The sequence below is a fragment of the Kitasatospora sp. NPDC005751 genome (assembly GCF_040630835.1).
Taxonomy (GTDB): domain Bacteria; phylum Actinomycetota; class Actinomycetes; order Streptomycetales; family Streptomycetaceae; genus Kitasatospora.
Window position 1 is genome coordinate 73,406 of the sequence record NZ_JBEXYC010000016.1, and the last position, 18,950, is coordinate 92,355.

Consider the following 18,950-nt stretch of genomic DNA (forward strand, 5'->3'; position numbering starts at 1 on the left):
TCGACGAAGTCGACCCGGGCCTGAGCGACCTCGACCTGCGAGGTAGGCCCGCTGGGCTCGCCCATCCGGACAAGCTTGCCCAGCTGCACCCCAAACGCGGTCTTCCTGATCGCTTACTCGGGGGCCTCGGACGGCTAGTGCAAGCACGACCCGTCCGGTTTCGCCTCGCTCACAAAGGAGCCCTCACCGCCCGGCAGTACTGTCGGGCGCAAGCGTGCTCGATACGGGCGGTCGAATCATCCGCGCGGAGGAAGAGCACGAACTCACAGCCCCCGACCATTCCGTTCTCCCTCGCCAGCACCCTCAGACTGGAGAGCTGGGCCGCACTCGTCGCCCTCTTGAGTACGATCGGCGTCGGGTGACCAGCTATGGAGAACGTCCTGGCCATGGGAGCTTGCCGCATTCCGAGCTGCCACGTAAGCCAGCTGCTGACGACGACGCCACTGCCGCGGAGGATGTCCTTGTCCACCGTGAGCCGAATCCCGAAGACGTTGCCGGCGGGATCGGCGGCCATTGTCGCCGGCCGCGCCGGCTCGCTCTCCTCGATAGGGGCTGCCCCGCGCGCGACAAGGTCGATCAGCCCGCCTTCCGTCATGCCTACCCTATCGTCCAGCAGACACTGCTGGAGACGCCAGCGCGTCACGGGGTACCGCTCGCCGACCTTCACGAAAAGGGCTTCCTTTGGCAAAGGCCCCAGTTCAGTCAGTGTGGCAACGAATGCCTCGACGGCGTTCGGGTAGGAAGTATCGTTCAAATGAGGCCATTCAGCGAGCGCCCACTTCCCCTCCAGTCGGAGCTGCACGAACCTCTCGTCCCGCCTGAGCGCCTCGGTGACGGCGGGCTTCCGCCTGATCCCAGTCGGTTCGAGCAAGTCCTCAGCCCGACAGGGCTCGCCATTCGCCAACAGGTAGAGGTAGGCCGCGTCCCTGCCGCGGGCGCGACGACGCAGCCAGGATCCCTCAACGCCAGGCACAAGAGGGCTCTTCGGGTGTCCAAGCAGGTCCAGCAAGGGAACATTGGGCGGCATGCCGGCCGACGCGAAAGTCACCGCTACGTCCTCCCCACGCAGCGGCGCCTCCTGCACGCCAACTCGCAGCAGAACCTCCAGGGCGCTCGGGTCGCGCGTCCACCAGCCATGCAGACGACCAGCCCAAGTCAACGGAGGCTCAGCTCCAACGGCTTGGGCAAGAAGCCCCGCACCGACGTGTTCCCGTACGCCCAGCACTGCGGCCACCTCGGACCCGCTTACCGCCGGACTCACGGTGAGCGCCATCAGGTCATCGCGCCAGCGGTCGACGAAGCCGTCGGCGTAGCCGCAGAGTTGGTCCTGCGCCTTCAGGAGCAACTGACGAACCCTTTCGCGGCTCATCTCATGCTGCTGCCCGATACTCAAGAGCGTTTCTCCACTCACACGGTCCTCAACCATGCGACGCGACCGGGAAGGGAGAGCATGCCACGCGGCGCTAAGCCAATCGTCGTTATCCCTCGTCAGCGCATAGCTCTCTTCAGCCATCGGTGACATGCGCGCTGATCAGGCCGAGCCGCTTCGCGATCCGCTCGTTGGTCGTCTTCTGCTCCGGGGTGATCTTCCGAACGAAGGAGTCCACCGTGCAGATGACCCAGGGCAGCGCATCACCATCGGCCTGCGCCGCGATAGCCGCCCACGCGAGGTGCTTGAAGTCGCGCATCGGGGCCCAGGCGAAACACCGCTCCGTCTCCTCGTCGTCCTCGCGGCGAATCGTGACGCAAAGCGGCTTAATGGCGAGGGTCGCGAGATCGACCATCCAGCCGGGACCGAGAGCCCGGACGACGAGCTCGCTGACCGGGGTGGAGGGCTTGGCCACGAGCGGGGCCCACTTACCAACCCCGTAGGTGGCCCGGACGTATTCCTTCATGGGCCTATCCTTGAGCCACGGCCGGATCTTCTCCGGCTTCCCGATAAACGGCAGAAGCCTTCCTCCGACCGCCGGGTCGGACGTCCACGCCACATAGTGACGGGTACGTTCGGCGTCCGGCAAGTAGATCCAGTTGAGATCGGCCATCCGCTTGTAGAGAAGGCGCACGACATCCTCTTCAAGGTCTGCGGGGATCGCGTACTTGGTCATTCGATTCCAGTCGTCAGAGGGAACTGAAGGCGGACCTCGTCCGCCTTGGTCTCAAGGTCAGCCGCGTCCTGGATCCAGTGGTCCATCAGGGACCCAACGGTCTCGTCGCTGAACTGGATACGAGAGGCGTGCGGCATTCGTACGCGCAGGTGCTCGCTCTCCTGGGCCTCCTGTGCCTCCAGCGATCGCCGGAGCTCCAGGGTCGCCGCCACCCTGCGGATATCGGTCACGAAGTCGAGAACCCTCAGGGCGTCCTTGCCGGGACTAAGTCGAAGCCCACGCCCGAGCTGCTGAACGAAGATCCGCCGGCTGTGCGTGACCCGCAGGAACGCGATGAGGTTGACGTCCGGAACATCGACACCCTCGTTGAAGACGTCGACACACGTGATCACTGGTACCCGCCCTAGCCGGAACTCGTTGAGCAGGATCTGGCGTCGCTGCCGCGGAAGCGCGCTGTGGAGGAAGGACGCGTTGGACCACGCCGAGTCGGACGCAGCGAACAACCGGGCCATGTGTTCGGCGTGTTCGATGGTCTGGCAGAAGACGATGGCCCTCGGCTCAACCGTGGTTCGCCACGCCTCGCGGAAGTGCTCGATGATCTCCTCGTCGCGCTGCGGAAGGAACAAGGACTTGTTGAGGTCCTTGATCGACTGGCCGTGCACGCTAGCGTCCCTGACCACGTTCCAGTCGACGTTGTCGACGTACAGCCGGTAGTCGACAGCGGACAGGTAGCCGGCGGCCATGCCTTCCGCGATACCCATCTTGAAACTCGGATACCCGAAGCGAGAGGTGATGTCAAACTTGTCGCCGCGCCAGGGCGTCGCCGTCACGCCGAACTGCTCGGCATCCCCACACAGATTGAGCAATTCCGCAAACCTGCCGGTCTCGGCCACATGGTGGGTCTCGTCGATCATGATCAGGTCGGGTCGGTAGCCCACACGTGCGGCGCCCAGAACGGATTCGACAGTTCCGACGACTACTCCGTCCAGGGTTTCCGGTCGACTTTCCCCTGTGAGCAGGCGTGTGGGAACGGACTTAGGGATGTGACGCCACATCGCCTTCTCAAGCTGCGCGACGAGTTCCTTCATGTGCGCGACTACGAGAATCCTGGCGTTCGGACTGACCCTGAGGTGGCGGCTGATAATCTCCCCGCCCACCACCGTCTTGCCGAGACCCGTCGCGAGGACGAGCAGGGCGGTGCCGTTCGCGTCAAGGTCTCGGATCACCGCGTCCGCCGCCTCAGCCTGATAGGGGCGCAGCGCGTACTTCGCGGGAACCGTCTCGGGCATCTGGTCTCCGATGGATCCCAAAGTCGCGCCGTGCCAGAGGCTGATCGGCACGCCGACACCGTTGAGCGCTACGCGGCGCGCCGCTGCTACGGCGTTGATGTCGGTGTTGGTCACCAGGACGGCCTTGTCGGCGCGGTAGCGCGCATGAGCCCGCTCCAAGTCATCCACGCCGCTGCGGTCGACCTTCCCACCCGCCTTCCACTTGCATTGAAAGACCCACTGCTCTCGCCCACGTACGGCCAGAAGGTCTGCGCCATGGTCGCCTGCTCCATCAATGACACGCACGTCGTTGAAGCCAAGGTGCCAGAGGGCCCGCTCTACGGCGTGGGTGAGACCTGCGGGCCCTCCCTTCAGCAGCTCCTCCGCCGTGAGAAAGACGGCGCTCACTTCTCCTCCGCGAGATCGTCAGCCAGCAGGCGGATGCTCAGCCTCGTGCGCAGCAGCTGATTCGGGAAACTGGCCCCCGCGAAGGTCGCCTGAGTGGCTACGTCGGAGAGGTAGCCGACCGTGCGAGCCAGGCTGAGTCGCCGCGCGGAAGCGGAGGCGACGCCCTCGTAGACTCCCTGGAAGACACGATTGTCCATGAACGCTGACGGCAGTGACTCGACGAGACGGACGAGGAACAGCGCGGGCACGTGGAGCAGGAACTCGCCGCTCGTACCGAGGTCAGCCGTACGAGTCACCTTGCCATTGGCGATCATGGCGTGCTCTGTCGCGGTGAGTTCGTCCGGCGAAAGGTAGTGATACGCCTTCTCGGCCTCGCCCGTGCGGTCCAGCTCCGACGCCATCCGGTGGCGGATCTCGGCCAGGAGTTCCTGCGCCTCGGCGCTGATCATCTGCGCGTCCAGAGCGGTGGCGGGCAGCGACTCCGCCCGGATCGCGGCGATCAGTTCGGAATGGCTCCACTCCGTCTCCGCCCGCACCTTGAGCAGCACCGCGATCTCCGCGAGCAGCAGGTCCGCAGGGTCCGCACCGAACTTCTGGAAGATCGGGTGGCCGAGGTCGAGGAACGCTACGAGGCTGTTGCCGGCGCGCTGGTCGAGCAGGACCGGCGTGGGATGCAGGTTCTCGCCCGTCAAGCTTCCCACCGTCAACTGACGCGTCTCGACCTCGACGAATCCGATACGAGGGTGGCCGAAAGAGCGGCTCAGCGTCGGGTAGGTGGTCGAGTTCTCCATGTAGCGCGTGACGCGTTCCTGTCTGGTCTCCGGACGCTGCTCCAAGGCCGAAGCGGCGGAAGTGGACGGGCCTCCCTCCTTCGGCGACGGCGCCCCAGCGCCGAACTTCGATTCGTCCGCACCGTCCACTGGAGCGCTGGGCTCGCCGGTGTCCGCCCCGCTGAAGCCGAGCGCTTCCATCACCGCCGCCTCGTCAGGCCTCCCTGGGGTAGCGGCAGCGGCCTTGGTGTTCTTGCCCCTGCTCTTGGCCGCCTCGTGGTCCTCGACCGCCTGCCACCAGCGCTCGTCGCTCTCGTAATCGGGGTTGCCCCGATGAAACTCCTGCCCCCACCGACGGGTGTCGTCGTGGATCGGCTTACGTCCGTCACCCGGGACCAGATACCGAAGGCCAGCGTCATTACGACGGAATCCCTTGAAGAGAAGTGCGAGCGGGCTGGTGTTCTCCTCATACTCGAGGTTCGCCGCGCGCTGGGGCAGCAGGGGCGCGACTCCCCTCACGATCTCGACTGCCGAGCGCCAGCTACGGTCGCCGTACTCGAACGCGTCCTTCTGATAGGTGACCGGGACGTGGTCGAGGTGGATCTCCCCGATGATGCGGCCGCCCTGGTGAGCGAGGTCCACCGGATACTCCGGCTCCTCGTTGCCCACCGCGCCATCCGGGTTGCGCCATGTGAAGAGCTGCTTGTCCCAGCGGAGGATCTTGCGACCGTTGCGCAGGAAGTCGATCCCGTAGTCATGCTTGTGCATGTACCGCTGGATGCCGAGCCACCCGTGCACCCGGCGCTCGCGGATGGTGAGCCGATCGCTCCCGCAGTCCTCACACGTGTCCCGATCAGTGAGCTGCCACTGCCCGCAGTCGCCGCAGGCGAGACCGTTCTCCAGCTTCTGATCGATCTTGATATAGGCAGGGATCCGCTCTTTGTTGTTGTAGAGGACCGAGCGGTCGTCGCCCCAACGGCAATGCCGCACGGGCTTCACCTGGAAGCCACCGACCCACAGCTCGAACGGACGGTTCAGGAACATCCAGGAGTAGACCTGTCCCAAGATGTTGCGCAGGGCCGAGCCGTTCTTGTTCAGCCACCGAGCGCGCGTGGGGTGCAGGCGGCTGATAACGATACGGGTGCCGTGCTCGTTGGGGTCGGTCTTCGGCTCTGTGATGTCCTCCGCCTCGAAGTCGTCTCCGATACGGTCCAGGTCAATCTCCACGCCGATCCACTCGGTGTCGCCCTGCCGCGTGGTCAAGACGCGCGTGCACTTCCCGAGCCGGGCCGTTGAGACGTTGAACCCCATGCCGAAGAGGCCGAGCTTGTCGTGCATGTCGTTGCCCGACCAGCCGGCCCGCACGGCCCGCTCAAGGCGGTCATACGTCATGCCGCGCCCTGTGTCGGTGATCACGAGCTGACCCTGAGCCGAGTCGGGGAGTTCGACGCTGACGCGATACCCGCCCGCCCAGGGAGCTCCGGACCGATGGATCTCCGTGAAGTCGTCAAAGGCGTTGTCGATCAGCTCCGCAATGCACTGCCACTCGTCGAACTCGATCTCACCCAGCATGCGCAGCACTCTCGCGGAAGGAGTGATCTTCATGGCTTACGGACCCCCTGTCATCGTGTCGCGTAGGCACACCGAAGAGAGCCCTACCGCGGGCGACGTTTCGGCGCGCGGCTCACGGAGAGCCGTACGCGTGAGGAAGAGAGTAGCGGGCATCACCGACATCGTGCGCCAAGTTGCTCGCCACTGAGCTCACTTGACTGGGCAAAGGGCACGACTTGCGGCGCGATCAACGATCTCCGGGGTCAAGGGATGTCGTCATCGTCCTGAAGAGCAACGCCGCGAACAGCCGCGGCGACCCGACCCGCCGCTCGCACAGGATCTTCGTGCTCCCAGATTCTGATGGTTCGCCATCCGGCATCCGCCAGAAACTGATCGGTCTGGGCGTCCCTTGCGCGGTTCCCGTCGATCTTTGCCTGCCAGAAGTCGCTGTTCGTGTACGCGGGACGACAGTGCTCAGGGCAGCCATGCCAGAAACAACCGTCAATGAAGACTGCGACCCGAGCCCGACTGAAGACCAGGTCGGCGGTCCGCCGCATGCCGGGAAGTGGCCGGGCGGACACCCGGTAGCGCAAGCCCTCTCGGTGCACTAGGGAGCGGATCCGCAGTTCCGGCACCGTGTCTCGGCCCCGGTTCCCGCGCATCACCGATCGTGTGGCGGATGACGACGCCCACGACCCTTCGGGGACAGGGCGCTTCCCGGCCATGTCCCGATCCTTGGCGATCTTCCATGCCTGCTCAAGATTCGCCGCTCGCGTCGGGTGCTCGACCTCGCCGACATAGAGAGCCGGCGACCGGCCACACTCCGACCAGCGGAGATAGGCCCGGATGCGGCGGGTGCTGGGCAACACCTTCAACGTGATCGAGCCCAGCGCGTACCCCCCGTCCTTGCGCTTGACGTAGCGCTCCTCGCGACCACCTGCGGCGCGATCCTGCTCCGCGATGATCGCCTTTCTGGTCCGTCCCTGACGGCCTCGCCATGCCCTCTCGGGCGGAGGCTTGTCCTTCCAGCCCTCTCGCTGGGCGGCGGTGGCGTGGTTCACGAGCGCTGCTCCGCGTCGTCGAGGGCCTTCGCGACGGCGCTGGTGAAGACCTCACCCAATTTCACTGGAACCGCGTTGCCCAGCTGCCGCATGCGCTCACCGCGAGGGCCAGCCATGCTCCACCGATCGCCGAATGTCATGACCCTGGCAGCCTCGCGCACGGTCATGTACCGGTACTCGGGACGCATCAGGCCGGTGTTCTCGTCGCGCACCTGTTTGTCGAGTTGCATGACCGACTCGCCGCCGGGCACACCGTGCACTCCGGCTTTGACGGTCTTGGCCGGTCGGTCGAGTTCGTTGGGCGTGTGCCCGTCGTAGATCCTGGCTCCGGGCCATCCGACGTGGTCAGGGAAGTCACCTTGCTCCGTCGTCTTGTCCAGCATGAGAGTGTTGATCTCCGGGAGGCCCAAGATCGCGTCTCGAAGGGTGAGCCAAGGCTGGAGCTCGTCGTCTCCGCTCTCGAGGGTCAACTGCTCGTTCTTGTATCGCGACGTCACCAGGTCGATGACCCGCTTCGGAATTCTGGCGCCCGCCTCCTCGTGGCGGTTCCAGTAGGTGCCCTCGAGAATCGACCGCGCGAGGGCCACGTGGGAGTGAGTGCGCGCGACAGCCCGCTTGACCAGCTCGGGGTCCACATCCAGATCAGCGCGGAACGCCAAGAGGATCACACGGTTGCGGATCTGTGGGACCCCATAGTTCGCCGCGTTGACATCGTGCTGAGTCACCTCGTAGGTCTCAGCGGGGTTTGTGTCCCTCGCCATGAGCCGCTCCCTCAATACACGATCATGCTCCTGCCACGTGGCGCCCTCCCGGCGCTTCACGAACGGTAGGGCTAGCTCGCGCTTGATGTACTGGAAGTACGGGTTGAAGGACGGTCGGGTAAGGCCTCGTACGTTCTCGCAGATCACAGCCTTGGGACGGATCTCTCGGACCGCCCGAAACATCTCGGGGAACATGTTGCGCTCGTCCTCATCGCCCCTGGCGACACCACCAAGGCTGAAGGGCTGGCACGGAGGGCCTCCCGACAGGAGGTCCACTCCACGCTCCTGCAGGAACCTCATGTCCAGCTTTCGGACGTCTCCTGTGACCAGGGGTGGGTAGTGCGGCCTCTCCCCGGGTCCGGCGATCCAGGCCCCCTCAGCCCGTTGCTTGTCGATCACGTCCAGCCACTTAGCCAACACCTCTGAGTCGACACCCTCGGGAAAGGCTTCGAAGCGGTTGGCTTCCAGCGTCTGGCACGCCCTCTTCGCGAACTCGTTCAGCAGCAGGTGCCGGAACCCGGTGTTCGTGCTGGCCTGAACCAGACCGCCTCCGCCCGCGAAGAGCTCTACCGACGTCCGTTCCATTATCCACTCCTAGCAGTTCAGCGCAGCTAAAACCATACCGCGGAGTAGCGACAGTGCTTATCCATCCCCAGAAGAAGCGCCTGTGATGTCGTGATTCCACACCGCTACCACCGACAACGATCGCGAGTAGGGCCACGTGCGCCACCGGCGACATCGGGGGTCCCGCGAGAGCCGCCGTTCCCCGCCGGTGCCCCACCCTCAGCACCACATAGGCGTCTAGGGGCCAACTAGGGCCTGTGTGATGTTGTGATCAATCTTCGGGTTCTGCCCCACTTCGGGGCAGAATCCGGTAGGACTATTGGATGTGACGCGCAGGCAACTCACTGACGAGCAACGGAACTTGACCGAGCCCTATCTGCCAGTCGGCAGGTTCGGGCCGTAACCCGAGCGGCTCCGCGACCAGTTCGAGGGGGTGATCTGGCGGTTCCGTTCCAGCGCCCAGTGGCGGGAGATGCCTGACGAGTTCGGCCCCTGGTCGACGGTCTTCGGCCGGTTCCGGGTCTGGCGGGACGCCGGCGTGTTCAGCGGCCTACTCGAAGGCCTGATCGCCGAGGCCGCCCGCGAAGGGAGGACGGACCTGTCGCTGGTCAGCGTCGACTCCACGACCGTCCACCACGACGCGGCCGGGGTGCTCGTCGACGAGGAGATCATGCAGGCTCTGGAGGAAGCCGCGCGCGAGCAGGACAAGGCCCGACAAAAAGGGGCGAGCCGCCGGAACAGAACGGACAGGACGAGCGCAAGCGAGTCCGACGGCGACGCAAGCTCCGCCTGACCCAGGCCCTCCTCGGCCGGTCACGGGGCGGGTTGACCAGCAAGGTCCATCTCGCTGCCGGCCGCCGGTGCCGTCCGCTGGCGCTCGTCCTGACCGCGGGGCAGGCCGGCGACAGCCCGCAGTTCGTCCCCGTCCTCGCCAAAGTGCGCGTACGCCTGCCCCTCGGGCGGCCCCGTACCCGGCCTGGCGCGGTCGCCGCGGATAAGGCCTACTCGTCCCGCGCCAACCGCGCCTACCTGCGAAACGCCGCATCAAGGCTGTCATCCCGGAGAAGAAGGACCAAGTCACTAACCGCAAGAAGAAGGGCAGCAGGGGCGGTCGACCCGTCGACCATGACACCGAGCTCTACAAAGAGCGGAACACAGTCGAGCGCCTGATCAACAAACTCAAGGCCTGGCGAGGCATCGCCACCCGCTTCGACAAGACGCCCGAGAGCTACCTCGCAGGCCTTCACCTCCGCGCCTCGATGATCTGGATAGACGACCTCGTGCGCCCACCCAACTGATCACAACATCACTCAGGTCCTAGCGGTGGATCTGGCCGAGCGCTGAGCGCCAGCGCGAGGCGGGTGCGAACGCCCGTCAGCTCGGAGCAGTCCGTGCGATCCACCGCTCCAGCTGCGGCCGCTTGAGCATGAGCGGGTCGAGCTGGCAGACGCCGAACAGGACGACGGGCAAGGACGCTTCCGTCACAGTCCGATCGAGCCTCAGTCGGGCGAGCGTGGTCGCCACCGCTCTCGCCCGGCGAATCACCTCGGGCTCGGCCTGGGAGCGCCAGCGCGCTGACTCCCGAACGAGCCGCTCGCGCTCGCCCTGCAACCCGCCTTGTCCGGCCAGCAGTCCAGCTGCAGGAGGCCCGCAACGCCCGAAACCGAACACTCTGCTAGGGAAGGTCGGCATGGTCGGAAGCGACCACCTGGCGCAGCGGAAAGACTGATCTGGCGCGTCTGAAGTGAATACTCTCCGGCTGCGAGTGGGAACCAGGCAGCCGTGTGAATCCCCTGACCGCAGAGTGGCTTCGGGAGGCAGCTGGGCCACACGGGCACAAGTACGCGATCGACGCTCCTCGTTGCCGCGCTCGCGCTCCGTGCTCCGGCCCCCCACCGGGACGACTGGTCGAAGCTCTGCGGGAAGCGCGTGATCGTCAGAGAGGTGCAAGCATCGCCGACTACTCGGTTTGTGAGTTCACTGGCACCAGTGGCAGGCCGCGTACCCGACCGACAGCAGCACCGGCACGCCGCGCCGCTCCGCCTCCGCGAACGCCTCGGGGCCCCAGGGCCACCAGTCGACCGGGTTGTCGGCGTGCTGCAGCAGATAGGGCGAGGTCGCACCGGCGAGACGATTCACGCCGCCACCCTACTCATGGCAGGCGACGGGACAGCTGTCGAAACGGCGGCCCGGTGCGCCCGAGTGCCGGCGGTGCGGTCCGGCGGTGGTCGAGCGTCCTGGTCGCGAAGGCCCGGGACGCGGGGGCTGCCCGGGGACGGCTGCTCGGCGTCCGGCCGCTGCCGCAGCTGATCCGACGCGCACCCGTCGGGTGTTCGCCCCGTCGATCCGGGGCGGGAGGCGGCGTTGAACCGGCGCGCCGCCCCGGGCCGTTGAGTCGAGGCGGACGGCGGGGGCGATGCGGTGACAGGAGGCAATGGCGTGACGGGCGACCACACGGTCATCGAACGGGTGCGGCGGCTGGAACGGGAGGCGGACTGGGACCTCGCCCCGGTGTACGGGCCCGTCTCGCCGCCACAGGAGCCCGAGCGGCGCCGGCCGCTGGGCGCCACGGGCACGGTGGCCGTGCTCCCGGAGGCCGCTCCCCTCGCCGCCCCGCCCCAGCCGGCGGCACAGCCCGCCGTGCCGGGGGTCGGCGCGCCCGTCGCCCGGCGGGGCCTGCGCGGGATCGGCCTCGGCGCCGGGCTCGGCCTGGGCCGGGTCGATCGGGAACGGCTGGAGGCCGTCGTCCGCACCCCGCTGCACCGCTCCTACCGGATCGCGGTCGTCGGCCTCAAGGGCGGTGTGGGCAAGACCTCCGTGACGCTGGCGCTCGGCTCCGTGCTCGCCGAGACGCGGTCCGACAAGGTGATCGCCGTCGACGCCAATCCGGATACCGGCACCCTGAGCGGGCGGGTTCACCGGGAGACCACGGCCACCGTCCAGGACCTGCTGGTCGCCGCTCCCTCGATCACCGGCTACATGGACATCCGCCGCTTCACCTCGCTGACCCCCAGCGGTCTGGAGGTGCTGGGCAACGACCCGGACCCGGCGGTCGCCACCGCCTTCGGCGGCGAGGACTACCAGCGGCTGGTCGACCTGCTCGCCCGCCAGTACCCGATCGTCCTCAGTGACTGCGGCACCGGCCTGCTGCACGGCGCCACGCGCGCCGTGCTCGACCTCGCCGACCAGTTGGTCATCGCCGCCACCGCCAGCCTCGACGGCGCGAGCGGCGCCGACGCCACCCTGGAGTGGCTGCACGCGAACGGTTACGGGCCGCTGGCGCGGCGCAGCGTGACCGTGGTCTCCGGTGTCCGCGGCACGGGCCGGGTGGTGAAGGCGGAGCACCTGGTGGCGCATTTCGAGAGCCTCTGCCGGGCCGCCGTCGTCCTGCCCTTCGACGAGCACCTGGCCCTCGGCGGGACGTTCGAGCCCGCGAAGCTCCGCCACCGGACCCGCCGCGCCCACCTCGAACTCGCCGCCGCGGTCGCCGAGGGGATGAGCCACCCGGGCGCCGCCCTTCCCGCCGGCTAGGGCCTGGGAGGGCCCGTCAGGCCTGCCAGCGCCCGGGGCGCCAGGCGCGGCGGCGGCCGGCCGCGCAGACCAGTGCGGTGCCGGTGACCAGGGCGACGCCGGCGAGGACGGCGCCCGCCGTCACCACCGCCTGGTGCCCGGCGGTGTCCGGCGACGGCGGCCGGAGTGCGGCGACGGTCGGGGCCGGGCGGGGCGACGGCGGGACGGCGGCCGGCGCCGGGGCGCCGACGGCGGCCGCCGGGTCGACCGTGCCGTAGCCCACGCGGGGGTCCGGCAGGGCGGTGCCCGGGTGGTAGGCGGTGGACGTCAGACGGTCCTTCAGCCCGGCCGGCCCGAGGTCGGGCCGGTAGCCGAGGACCAGGGCGGCGGTGCCGGCCACCACGGCGGCGGCGAAGCTGGGCCCCGAGCCGGTGAAGTAGCCCTTGCCGCCGGGCCCGACGCTCATCATGGCGCCCCCCGGGGCCACCAGGTCGATCCGCCCGGCCCCGCCGCCCGGGGCACCGGAACCGCCGGAAGTGCCGGAGGTGCCGGAGGTGCCCGAGCCGACCCCGCCCGACCCGCCGGAGTCCGTACCGCCGCCGTTCGGGGCGCCGTTCGGGGCCAGGTCGGACACCGTCAGGACCTCCGCGGGGGCCGGGGCGGACCCGGACCCGGACCCGCTGCCCTGGTCGGGCCCGGCCGGGGCGACCACCAGCGCCCCCTTGCCGCCTGCGTAGCGGACCGCGCCGGCGAGGTCCTCGTCGCCCGCCGCGACGGGCAGGGCCAGCGCGATCACCCGGGCGCCCCCGTCGGCCGCGTCGCGGATGCCCTTGGCCAGCAGGGCGGCGGTGGTGTTCCCGGCGTCATCGGTCACGGCCACGGCCAGGACGCGCGCCTCGGGGGCGATGCCCGCGAAGCCGACGCCGTCGCGCCGGCCGGCCGCGATCAGTCCGGCGAGGAACGTGCCGTGGCCGACGCAGTCGCGGGTGGAGGCGCCCTCGCCGTACTCGCGCGGCCCCGGCACCAGGCGCCCGCCCAGGACGCCGGAGGCCGGGTCCACTCCGGAGCCGACGACGGCGACGGTCACCCCGGCGCCGCGGCCGAGCTGCCAGGCGGTCTCGGGACGCAGGAAGGCCTGCGCCCACGGCATCCGGTCGGTGTCCTTGTCGGAGGGCTTCACGCAGCCGTCCGCGCGGCCCGCGCTCCGGCTCTGCCCGATCACGGGCAGCGACCCCGGCTCGGCGCCGCCGGAGGAGGGCTGTCCCGTACGGGCCGTACCCGCCGCGGCGGGAGTGCCGGGGACCGGGGCGCCGGGGACCGGGGCACCGGGTGCGGCGCCGGCCGGGCCGGCCTGCGCCAGCAGGATGCCGAGGCACAGCACAGCGCACACCGCCGGACCGGCCCCCGTCCGCCGCACCCCCGCAGCCGGTCGGATCCGCGCGGCGCGGCGCGTACGGGAGCGAGCGCCGGTCATACAGCCCTCGCCCGCGCCGGCACGGGGATGTCCTGCGGCAGCAGCAGGCTCAGCTCCGAGACGTCGCCGATGTCGAGCCGGGCCAGGCGCCCGGCCTGCCGGGTCACCATCGCCTCCAGCGTCTGCCGGGCGAAGCGGCCGTTGCCGAAGTTGCGGTCGCGCGGGACGGTTTCGCACAGCTGCGCCAGGGCGGCGAGGGTCTCGGGCGCGCAGACGTAGCCGGCCTGCTCGGCCTGCAGCCGGACGATGGTGACGAGTTCGTCCGCGCTGTAGTGGTCGAAGGCGATCTGCTGGGAGAAGCGGGAGGCCAGGCCGGGGTTGGAGGCGAGGAAGCCCTCCATCTCCTCCTGGTAGCCGGCGACGATCACCACGACCTCGTCGCGGTGGTCCTCCATCAGCTTCATCAGGGTGTCCACCGCCTCCTGGCCGAAGTCCCCGCCGGCCCCGTTGCGGGGCGTCAGGGTGTAGGCCTCGTCGATGAACAGCACGCCGCCGCGCGCGCGTTCGAAGGCGTCGCGGGTGAGCTGGGCGGTGTGGCCGATGTAGCGGCCGACCAGGTCGGCGCGGGCGGTCTCGATCAGCTGACCGCCGGGCAGCACGCCGAGTTCGGCGAGGAGCTCGCCGTACAGGCGGGCGACGGTGGTCTTGCCGGTACCGGGCGGCCCGGCGAAGACCAGGTGGTGGCTGATCTTCGCGGTGGGCAGGCCGGCCTCCTCCCGGCGGCGCACCTGGGTGATGAGGTTGACCAGGTTCTCGACCTGCTCCTTGGCGGCGGCCAGGCCGACCATCGAGCGCAGCTGTTCCAGCAGTTCGGTGCCCCTGCCGCCGTCGGCGCCCGCCGCGCCGGCCTCCGCCCGGGCCGCGGCGGCGGCCTCCGCGCCGAGGTCCTCGGGCAGCAGCAGCGGCAGGTCCGCGTCGGTGACTTCGGCGAGCTCGGCCAGCCGGGACGCCTGGCGGTCCACCATCTCCTCGAACACCTTGCGGGCGGCGCGGCCGTTGCCGAAGTCGGCGCCCTTGGGCATCCGCGTGAAGTGCGTCCCGAGCGCGTCCACGGTGACGGCGTCGAGTTCGTAGCCGTGCGCGGTGGCGGACCGCTCGACGATGGTGACCAGTTCCTCGGGCGAGTAGTTGCGGAAGTCCACGGTGCGGCTGAAACGGGAAGCCAGGCCCGGGTTGGAGGCGAGGAAGTCGCGCATCTCGTCCGAGTACCCGGCGACGATCACCACCACGTCGTCGCGGTGGTCCTCCATCAGCTTGACCAGGGTGTCGATCGCCTCCCGGCCGAAGTCCGGTCCGGTGCCGCCGGAACCGGCGGACAGCGTGTACGCCTCGTCGACGAACAGCACGCCGCCGAGCGCGGACTGGAAGACCTCGGTGGTCTTGATCGCCGTGCCGCCGATGATCGAGGCGACCAGGTCGGCGCGGGCCACCTCGACCAGGTGGCCGCTGGGCAGCACGCCGAGCTCGGCGAGGATGGCGCCGTAGAGACGGGCGACGGTGGTCTTGCCGGTACCGGGCGGCCCGGCGAAGACCAGGTGGCGGCCCATCGGCAGAGCCGGCATGCCGGCCTGTTCCCGGCGCCGGGCCAGCTTGTTGAGGTTGACCAGGGTGGCCACCTGGTCCTTGACGCCCTCCAGACCGACCAGCGCCTGCAGCGCGGCCTGCGGTCCCTCCGGCTCGGGCGGCGGCGGGGCGGCGGCCGAGTGCCGCGCCGGGTCGGTGGCGTCGTCGCGGTCCCCGGCGCCGGTGCCGTCCTGCGCGCCGGCCGGCCGGACCGCCGCGGGGCCGTCCTCGGCGCCGGCGCTCGCGCTGCCGTGGCTGTCGGCGCGGCCGTTGTCCCGGCTGGTGAGGTCCTGTACCGCCAGCCGGCTGCCGGCCCTGGTCTGGCGCAGCCCCGAGCCGCGGTTGCCGGCGACGGTGCACCCGGTGACCCGGACCGGTTCCTCGGAGTCCACCCGCAGGCCGTCGCCGGCGTTGTCGGTCAGTTCGCAGCCGTTCAGCGCGGCCCGGCTGCCCGCCGCCGTCAGCACGCCGTGGCCGCGGTTGCCGTGCACCCGGGCGCGGACCATGGTGAGTTCGCCGCCGTCCTCGACCAGCACGCCGTCGCCGGTCCATTCGGCGATGTCGCAGTCGCGCAGGGAGGCGACGCCGCCGGGGCCGACCTCGACCCCGGCCACCGCGGCGGCCCGGCCGGGGCCGGCTGCCGGGGCGCCGCCGCGCACCGTGGAGCCGCCGACCTGGGTGTTGCCGCCGTCGGCGACCCGCAGTGCGGCCCGCCCGGTGGCGGACAGCACGCACGACTCCAGCCGTCCGCGTCCTTCCCGGAACACCTCGACGCCGTGGCCGCGCACCTCCGCGATGTCCAGGCGGCGCAGCAGCGGGTTGGCGCCGTCGCGGACGCTCACCCCGGCCCCGGCCGCGCCGCGCACCTCCAGCCGGTCGAACTCGGCGGCGCTCTCGCCGGTCAGCTCCACTCCCGCCCCGGCGCTGTCGGCGACCGCGGTGCGGGTCAGGGCGGGGCTGGAGGACTCGTCCACCAGGATCCCGGCTAGCTCCGAGGCGGCCACCTCGCACTCCTCGAAGCGGCCGCGGGAGCGGCCGGTGACGTGGATGCCGTGGCCCTTGGTGCGCACCGTGCGGCAGCGCCGCAGCAGCGGGTCGGTGCCGCCGGCCAGCACCACGCCGTGGCCGCGGGTCGAGCTGACGGTGCAGTCCTCCAGCACCACCTGGGCGGCGGAGCTGACGTAGACGCCGATCGAGGTGTCCAGGACGGTGGTGCGCAGCACCCGGGTGGAGCTGTTCTCCTCCAGGGCTATGCCGGGCTTGTCGGTGGCGGAGATCTCGCAGTCCTCGATCGAGCCGCGGCCCTCGCCGTTGACGCACACGCCGTTGCCGCGGGCGTCGCGCATGACGCAGCCGCGGACGACGGGGTTGGCGCGTTCGCCGATCACCACGGCGGAGCTGCCGAGGTGTTCGATCACGCAGTCCTCGATGACGCTGGTGCCGGTCGAGGTCTCGACGATGCCGGCCCCGGCGGGGTTGACGACGCGGCAGCCGCGCATCGCCAGCGAGCCCTGCTGGCGGGCCAGCACGGCCGTCCAGGAGTTGCCCGCCACCTCGCAGTCCTGGAGGGCGGCCTGGCCGCGCGGGACGTCGACGGTGGGCAGTTCCTCGTCCTGGCCCTGGAGGACCAGGCCGGTGAGCTGGACGGCCTCGGCGACCACCTGCACCACCGCGCCGCGCCGGGGTGAGATGCGCACGCTGCCGCGGGCCTCCTCGGCGGTGATGGTCACCATCTTGGTGATCACCAGGTTCTCCTCGTAACGGCCCGGGCGGACGCTGATGACCGCTCCGCTGCGGGCCGCCTCCAGGGCGGCGCCGATCGTGCGGTAACCGCCGCCGCTCGGCTCCGCGCAGACCGTCAGCACATGGCGGCTCATCGGGCGTTCTCCTCCGTCGTTCGTGGGGCGGTGACGCTGGTCGGGCGGTGGTGCGGGCGGTGGTGCGGGCGGCGGTCGCTGGGCTGCCGGTGGTGCGGGCCGCGGGTCAGCCGGTGCAGTTGGCCCTGACGGCGGAGGCGGCGTGGTGGGCGTAGGTCTGGGTGCCGCCCTTCCAGTCGTTGCCGCGGCTGTGGAGCACCACGGCGATCCTTCCGCCGCTGAGCGGGAAGGTGCCCGCGGAGACCCACTGGCCCCGGTGGGCGACCTGGTTCACCTCGAAGGACCTGTCCTGCACGGTGTAGTAGGTCGGGGCGCCGCCGACCGCCTTGATGTCCCCGTCGGGCACGAAGACCGACAGGTTGCAGGTGCCGGTGGTGACCGGGCCGGTGGTGAAGGTCCACACCACCGAGTTGCTCTTGTCGTCGTTCGCGTCGCCGGACATCGGCACCGAGCTGAAGCCGCCGCCGCAGCCGTCGCCGGTGTAGCCGCCGGAGTTGCGACGCCAGCCTTCCTGGCCCTTGTCGTACCAGCCGTTCAGCTGCATGGAGGTGGACCCGCCGCAGCCGGGGCCCGCGACAGCGTAGTAGGTCGGCGGCGGGGGCGGGGGCGGCGGGGCCGCCTGCTGGGTGGGCTTGGCCGGGGGCACGGCGGGCTGCTCGGCGGCGGGCGGCTGGGGCTGCGGCGTGCCGGCGGCCTGTCCGGTGGTCTGGGCGGTGCTCTGCCCGGCGCCCTGGGCGGGTGCGGGGGCGCTCGCCGCGGTGCCGGTGGCGGGACGACCGGTGGGCCGTGCGCTCGGGCCCGGGTCGGGTGCCTGGACGGCGTCGGGCAGGGCGGCGGCCCCGGCGGCGGCGGGGACCACGCCGTCCCCGGGTGCCGGGCCGTCGGCCGGCGGGCCGGGCTGCGGGGGCTGGTCGCCGGGCGGGTTACCGGGCGGGTTTCCGGGCGCGTCGGGGCCCGGCACGTAGCCGTCGCCGCCGCCGTCCGGCTGGGAGTACCCGGCGGGCGGCGGGCCGTCGGCGCCGGGGGTGTGGGGGCCGTCCCCGCCGAACCCGGAGAGGGCCAGCGGCACCCCGACCAGCACGAGGCCGGCGATCACCGCGGCGGCCACCATCGACTTGGGGAGGCGGCGTTGGCCGCCCTCCTCCTCGGCCGCTCCCGCCGGTGCGGGCACGGCGCTCACCCCGGCGCGGGACTGCCCGGGCGCCGCGGCGCCGCTCTCCCCGACCGGGGGCATCGCCCCGGCGGCGCCCACAGCGGCGGGCGCCCGCCGCGCGGGCCCGGCCGCGGCCTCCGCCGGCTGCCCGGCCTCCTCGGCCGGCTCGGGCACCGCCCATGCCACGGCGGGCAGTTGGACGCCCCCGCCCGACGGCTGACTCTCACGTCCGTTGCGCACCTTGCCCACCCGGGCCTCCCTGGCTCTCGACAACGACACCCGACAGGGACGGCCCGTCCCGGCCTCATCGGCCGCCCGACACAGCCGTCCCTTAGGAACTCACGGACGGCGGGGCACGCGGGGTTCAGTCGGTGTCCAGGCGCCAGGCCGGCTCGGCCGGCTGCGGCGGGTGGAGGACGAAGTCGGCCGCCCGCTCCAGGGTCGCCGCGTCCGGCCGGGGCCGTGCGTCGCCCCGCTCGCGCAGGTGAGCCAGCAGCCCGGGTTCGGGAGCGATGTCGTACTCCTCCAGGTAGTAGGTGACGGTGTCGGTCCAGATCCACTCGCCGTCGGTGCGGTAGTTCAGCGGGACGGCGCCCTGCCGGGAGGTGTCGAAGATGTCGTCCATGAGCATCGGCGTCATCAACACCTCCGCGCCGGCCCGCAGGTACCCGGCCAGCGCGGCCCGTTCCGTCGCGTCCTCGACCACCGCGCGGTCCGAGAACCCCGGCCCGGTCACCGGGTCGACCATGTCGAACACCGCCGCCAGCCGGAACTCCCCGACGTCCTCGTGCTCCTGCTGCTGATCCATGTCCTGCTCCCTCGCTTGTCGGCCCCGCCCCCCCGGGTGCCCCCACCCGGGGCAACGGCGCCCGGAGCGGGCGGTGT

Annotated in this window: 13 protein-coding genes and 2 pseudogenes; 4 read left to right on the forward strand and 11 right to left on the reverse strand. The window is 70.5% G+C overall.

The features are described from left to right. Positions 1-169: 169 nt before the first annotated feature. From ABZ497_RS17620 to ABZ497_RS17645, 6 genes are all read right to left on the reverse strand, one after another. Entirely contained in the window at positions 170-1,426 is a 1,257-nt protein-coding gene (locus ABZ497_RS17620) for an RNA polymerase subunit sigma-70 (RefSeq protein WP_359806076.1), read from the reverse strand. A 79-nt stretch (positions 1,427-1,505) separates the two neighbouring features. After that, positions 1,506-2,105: a hypothetical protein gene (locus ABZ497_RS17625; RefSeq protein ID WP_359806079.1), complete on the reverse strand. Its 600-nt coding sequence runs from the start codon at positions 2,103-2,105 to the stop codon at positions 1,506-1,508. Beyond that, complete coding sequence (locus tag ABZ497_RS17630) at positions 2,102-3,781, reverse strand: DEAD/DEAH box helicase family protein (RefSeq protein ID WP_359806081.1); 1,680 nt, start codon at positions 3,779-3,781, stop codon at positions 2,102-2,104. The genes ABZ497_RS17625 and ABZ497_RS17630 overlap by 4 nt, the downstream gene beginning before the upstream one ends. Continuing rightward, positions 3,778-6,123: an ATP-binding protein gene (locus tag ABZ497_RS17635; RefSeq protein WP_359806084.1), complete on the reverse strand. Its 2,346-nt coding sequence runs from the start codon at positions 6,121-6,123 to the stop codon at positions 3,778-3,780. Before ABZ497_RS17635 ends, ABZ497_RS17630 begins: the two co-directional genes overlap by 4 nt. Positions 6,124-6,365: 242 nt before the next feature. Next, positions 6,366-7,163, reverse strand: a complete 798-nt coding sequence (locus tag ABZ497_RS17640; RefSeq protein ID WP_359806087.1) for a very short patch repair endonuclease — start codon at positions 7,161-7,163, stop codon at positions 6,366-6,368. Then, the gene (locus ABZ497_RS17645) at positions 7,160-8,509 is read right to left on the reverse strand and encodes a DNA cytosine methyltransferase (RefSeq protein WP_359806090.1); all 1,350 of its coding nucleotides are present in this window, start codon (positions 8,507-8,509) and stop codon (positions 7,160-7,162) included. Before ABZ497_RS17645 ends, ABZ497_RS17640 begins: the two co-directional genes overlap by 4 nt. Positions 8,510-8,960: 451 nt before the next feature. On the opposite strand from ABZ497_RS17645, the gene ABZ497_RS17650 reads away from it, so the two are divergent. The 3 genes and pseudogenes from ABZ497_RS17650 to ABZ497_RS17660 form a co-directional block, all read left to right on the forward strand. Beyond that, a complete protein-coding gene (locus tag ABZ497_RS17650) occupies positions 8,961-9,281 on the forward strand; it encodes a hypothetical protein (protein ID WP_359806093.1) in 321 nt (106 codons plus the stop codon). A gap of 32 nt (positions 9,282-9,313) precedes the next feature. Beyond that, complete coding sequence (locus tag ABZ497_RS17655) at positions 9,314-9,658, forward strand: transposase (RefSeq protein WP_359806096.1); 345 nt, start codon at positions 9,314-9,316, stop codon at positions 9,656-9,658. Between the two features lie 548 nt (positions 9,659-10,206). Next, positions 10,207-10,435 (forward strand): annotated as a pseudogene (locus ABZ497_RS17660) (DNA-binding protein); the annotation flags it as partial. A 36-nt stretch (positions 10,436-10,471) separates the two neighbouring features. Here ABZ497_RS17660 and ABZ497_RS17665 read toward each other — a convergent pair. Then, positions 10,472-10,627: pseudogene (locus ABZ497_RS17665) on the reverse strand (DUF255 domain-containing protein); the annotation flags it as partial. A 300-nt stretch (positions 10,628-10,927) separates the two neighbouring features. Between ABZ497_RS17665 and ABZ497_RS17670 the strand changes: the two are divergent. Then, the gene (locus ABZ497_RS17670) at positions 10,928-12,019 is read left to right on the forward strand and encodes a MinD/ParA family protein (RefSeq protein ID WP_359806099.1); all 1,092 of its coding nucleotides are present in this window, start codon (positions 10,928-10,930) and stop codon (positions 12,017-12,019) included. Between the two features lie 16 nt (positions 12,020-12,035). Here ABZ497_RS17670 and ABZ497_RS17675 read toward each other — a convergent pair whose 3' ends face one another. The 4 genes from ABZ497_RS17675 to ABZ497_RS17690 all read right to left on the reverse strand — a co-directional run bounded on the left by ABZ497_RS17675 (position 12,036) and on the right by ABZ497_RS17690 (position 18,873). Continuing rightward, on the reverse strand, positions 12,036-13,388 hold the full coding sequence (locus tag ABZ497_RS17675; protein WP_359806102.1) for a S8 family serine peptidase: 1,353 nt from the start codon (positions 13,386-13,388) through the stop codon (positions 12,036-12,038). An 80-nt stretch (positions 13,389-13,468) separates the two neighbouring features. Continuing rightward, on the reverse strand, positions 13,469-16,912 hold the full coding sequence (locus tag ABZ497_RS17680) for a right-handed parallel beta-helix repeat-containing protein (RefSeq protein WP_359806104.1): 3,444 nt from the start codon (positions 16,910-16,912) through the stop codon (positions 13,469-13,471). A 106-nt stretch (positions 16,913-17,018) separates the two neighbouring features. Then, positions 17,019-18,305 carry a hypothetical protein gene (locus ABZ497_RS17685; protein ID WP_359806105.1) on the reverse strand — a complete coding sequence of 429 codons (1,287 nt, stop codon included), beginning with the start codon at positions 18,303-18,305 and terminating at the stop codon, positions 17,019-17,021. A gap of 124 nt (positions 18,306-18,429) precedes the next feature. Continuing rightward, the gene (locus ABZ497_RS17690) at positions 18,430-18,873 is read right to left on the reverse strand and encodes a hypothetical protein (protein WP_359806107.1); all 444 of its coding nucleotides are present in this window, start codon (positions 18,871-18,873) and stop codon (positions 18,430-18,432) included. Between the last annotated feature and the right edge of the window lie 77 nt (positions 18,874-18,950).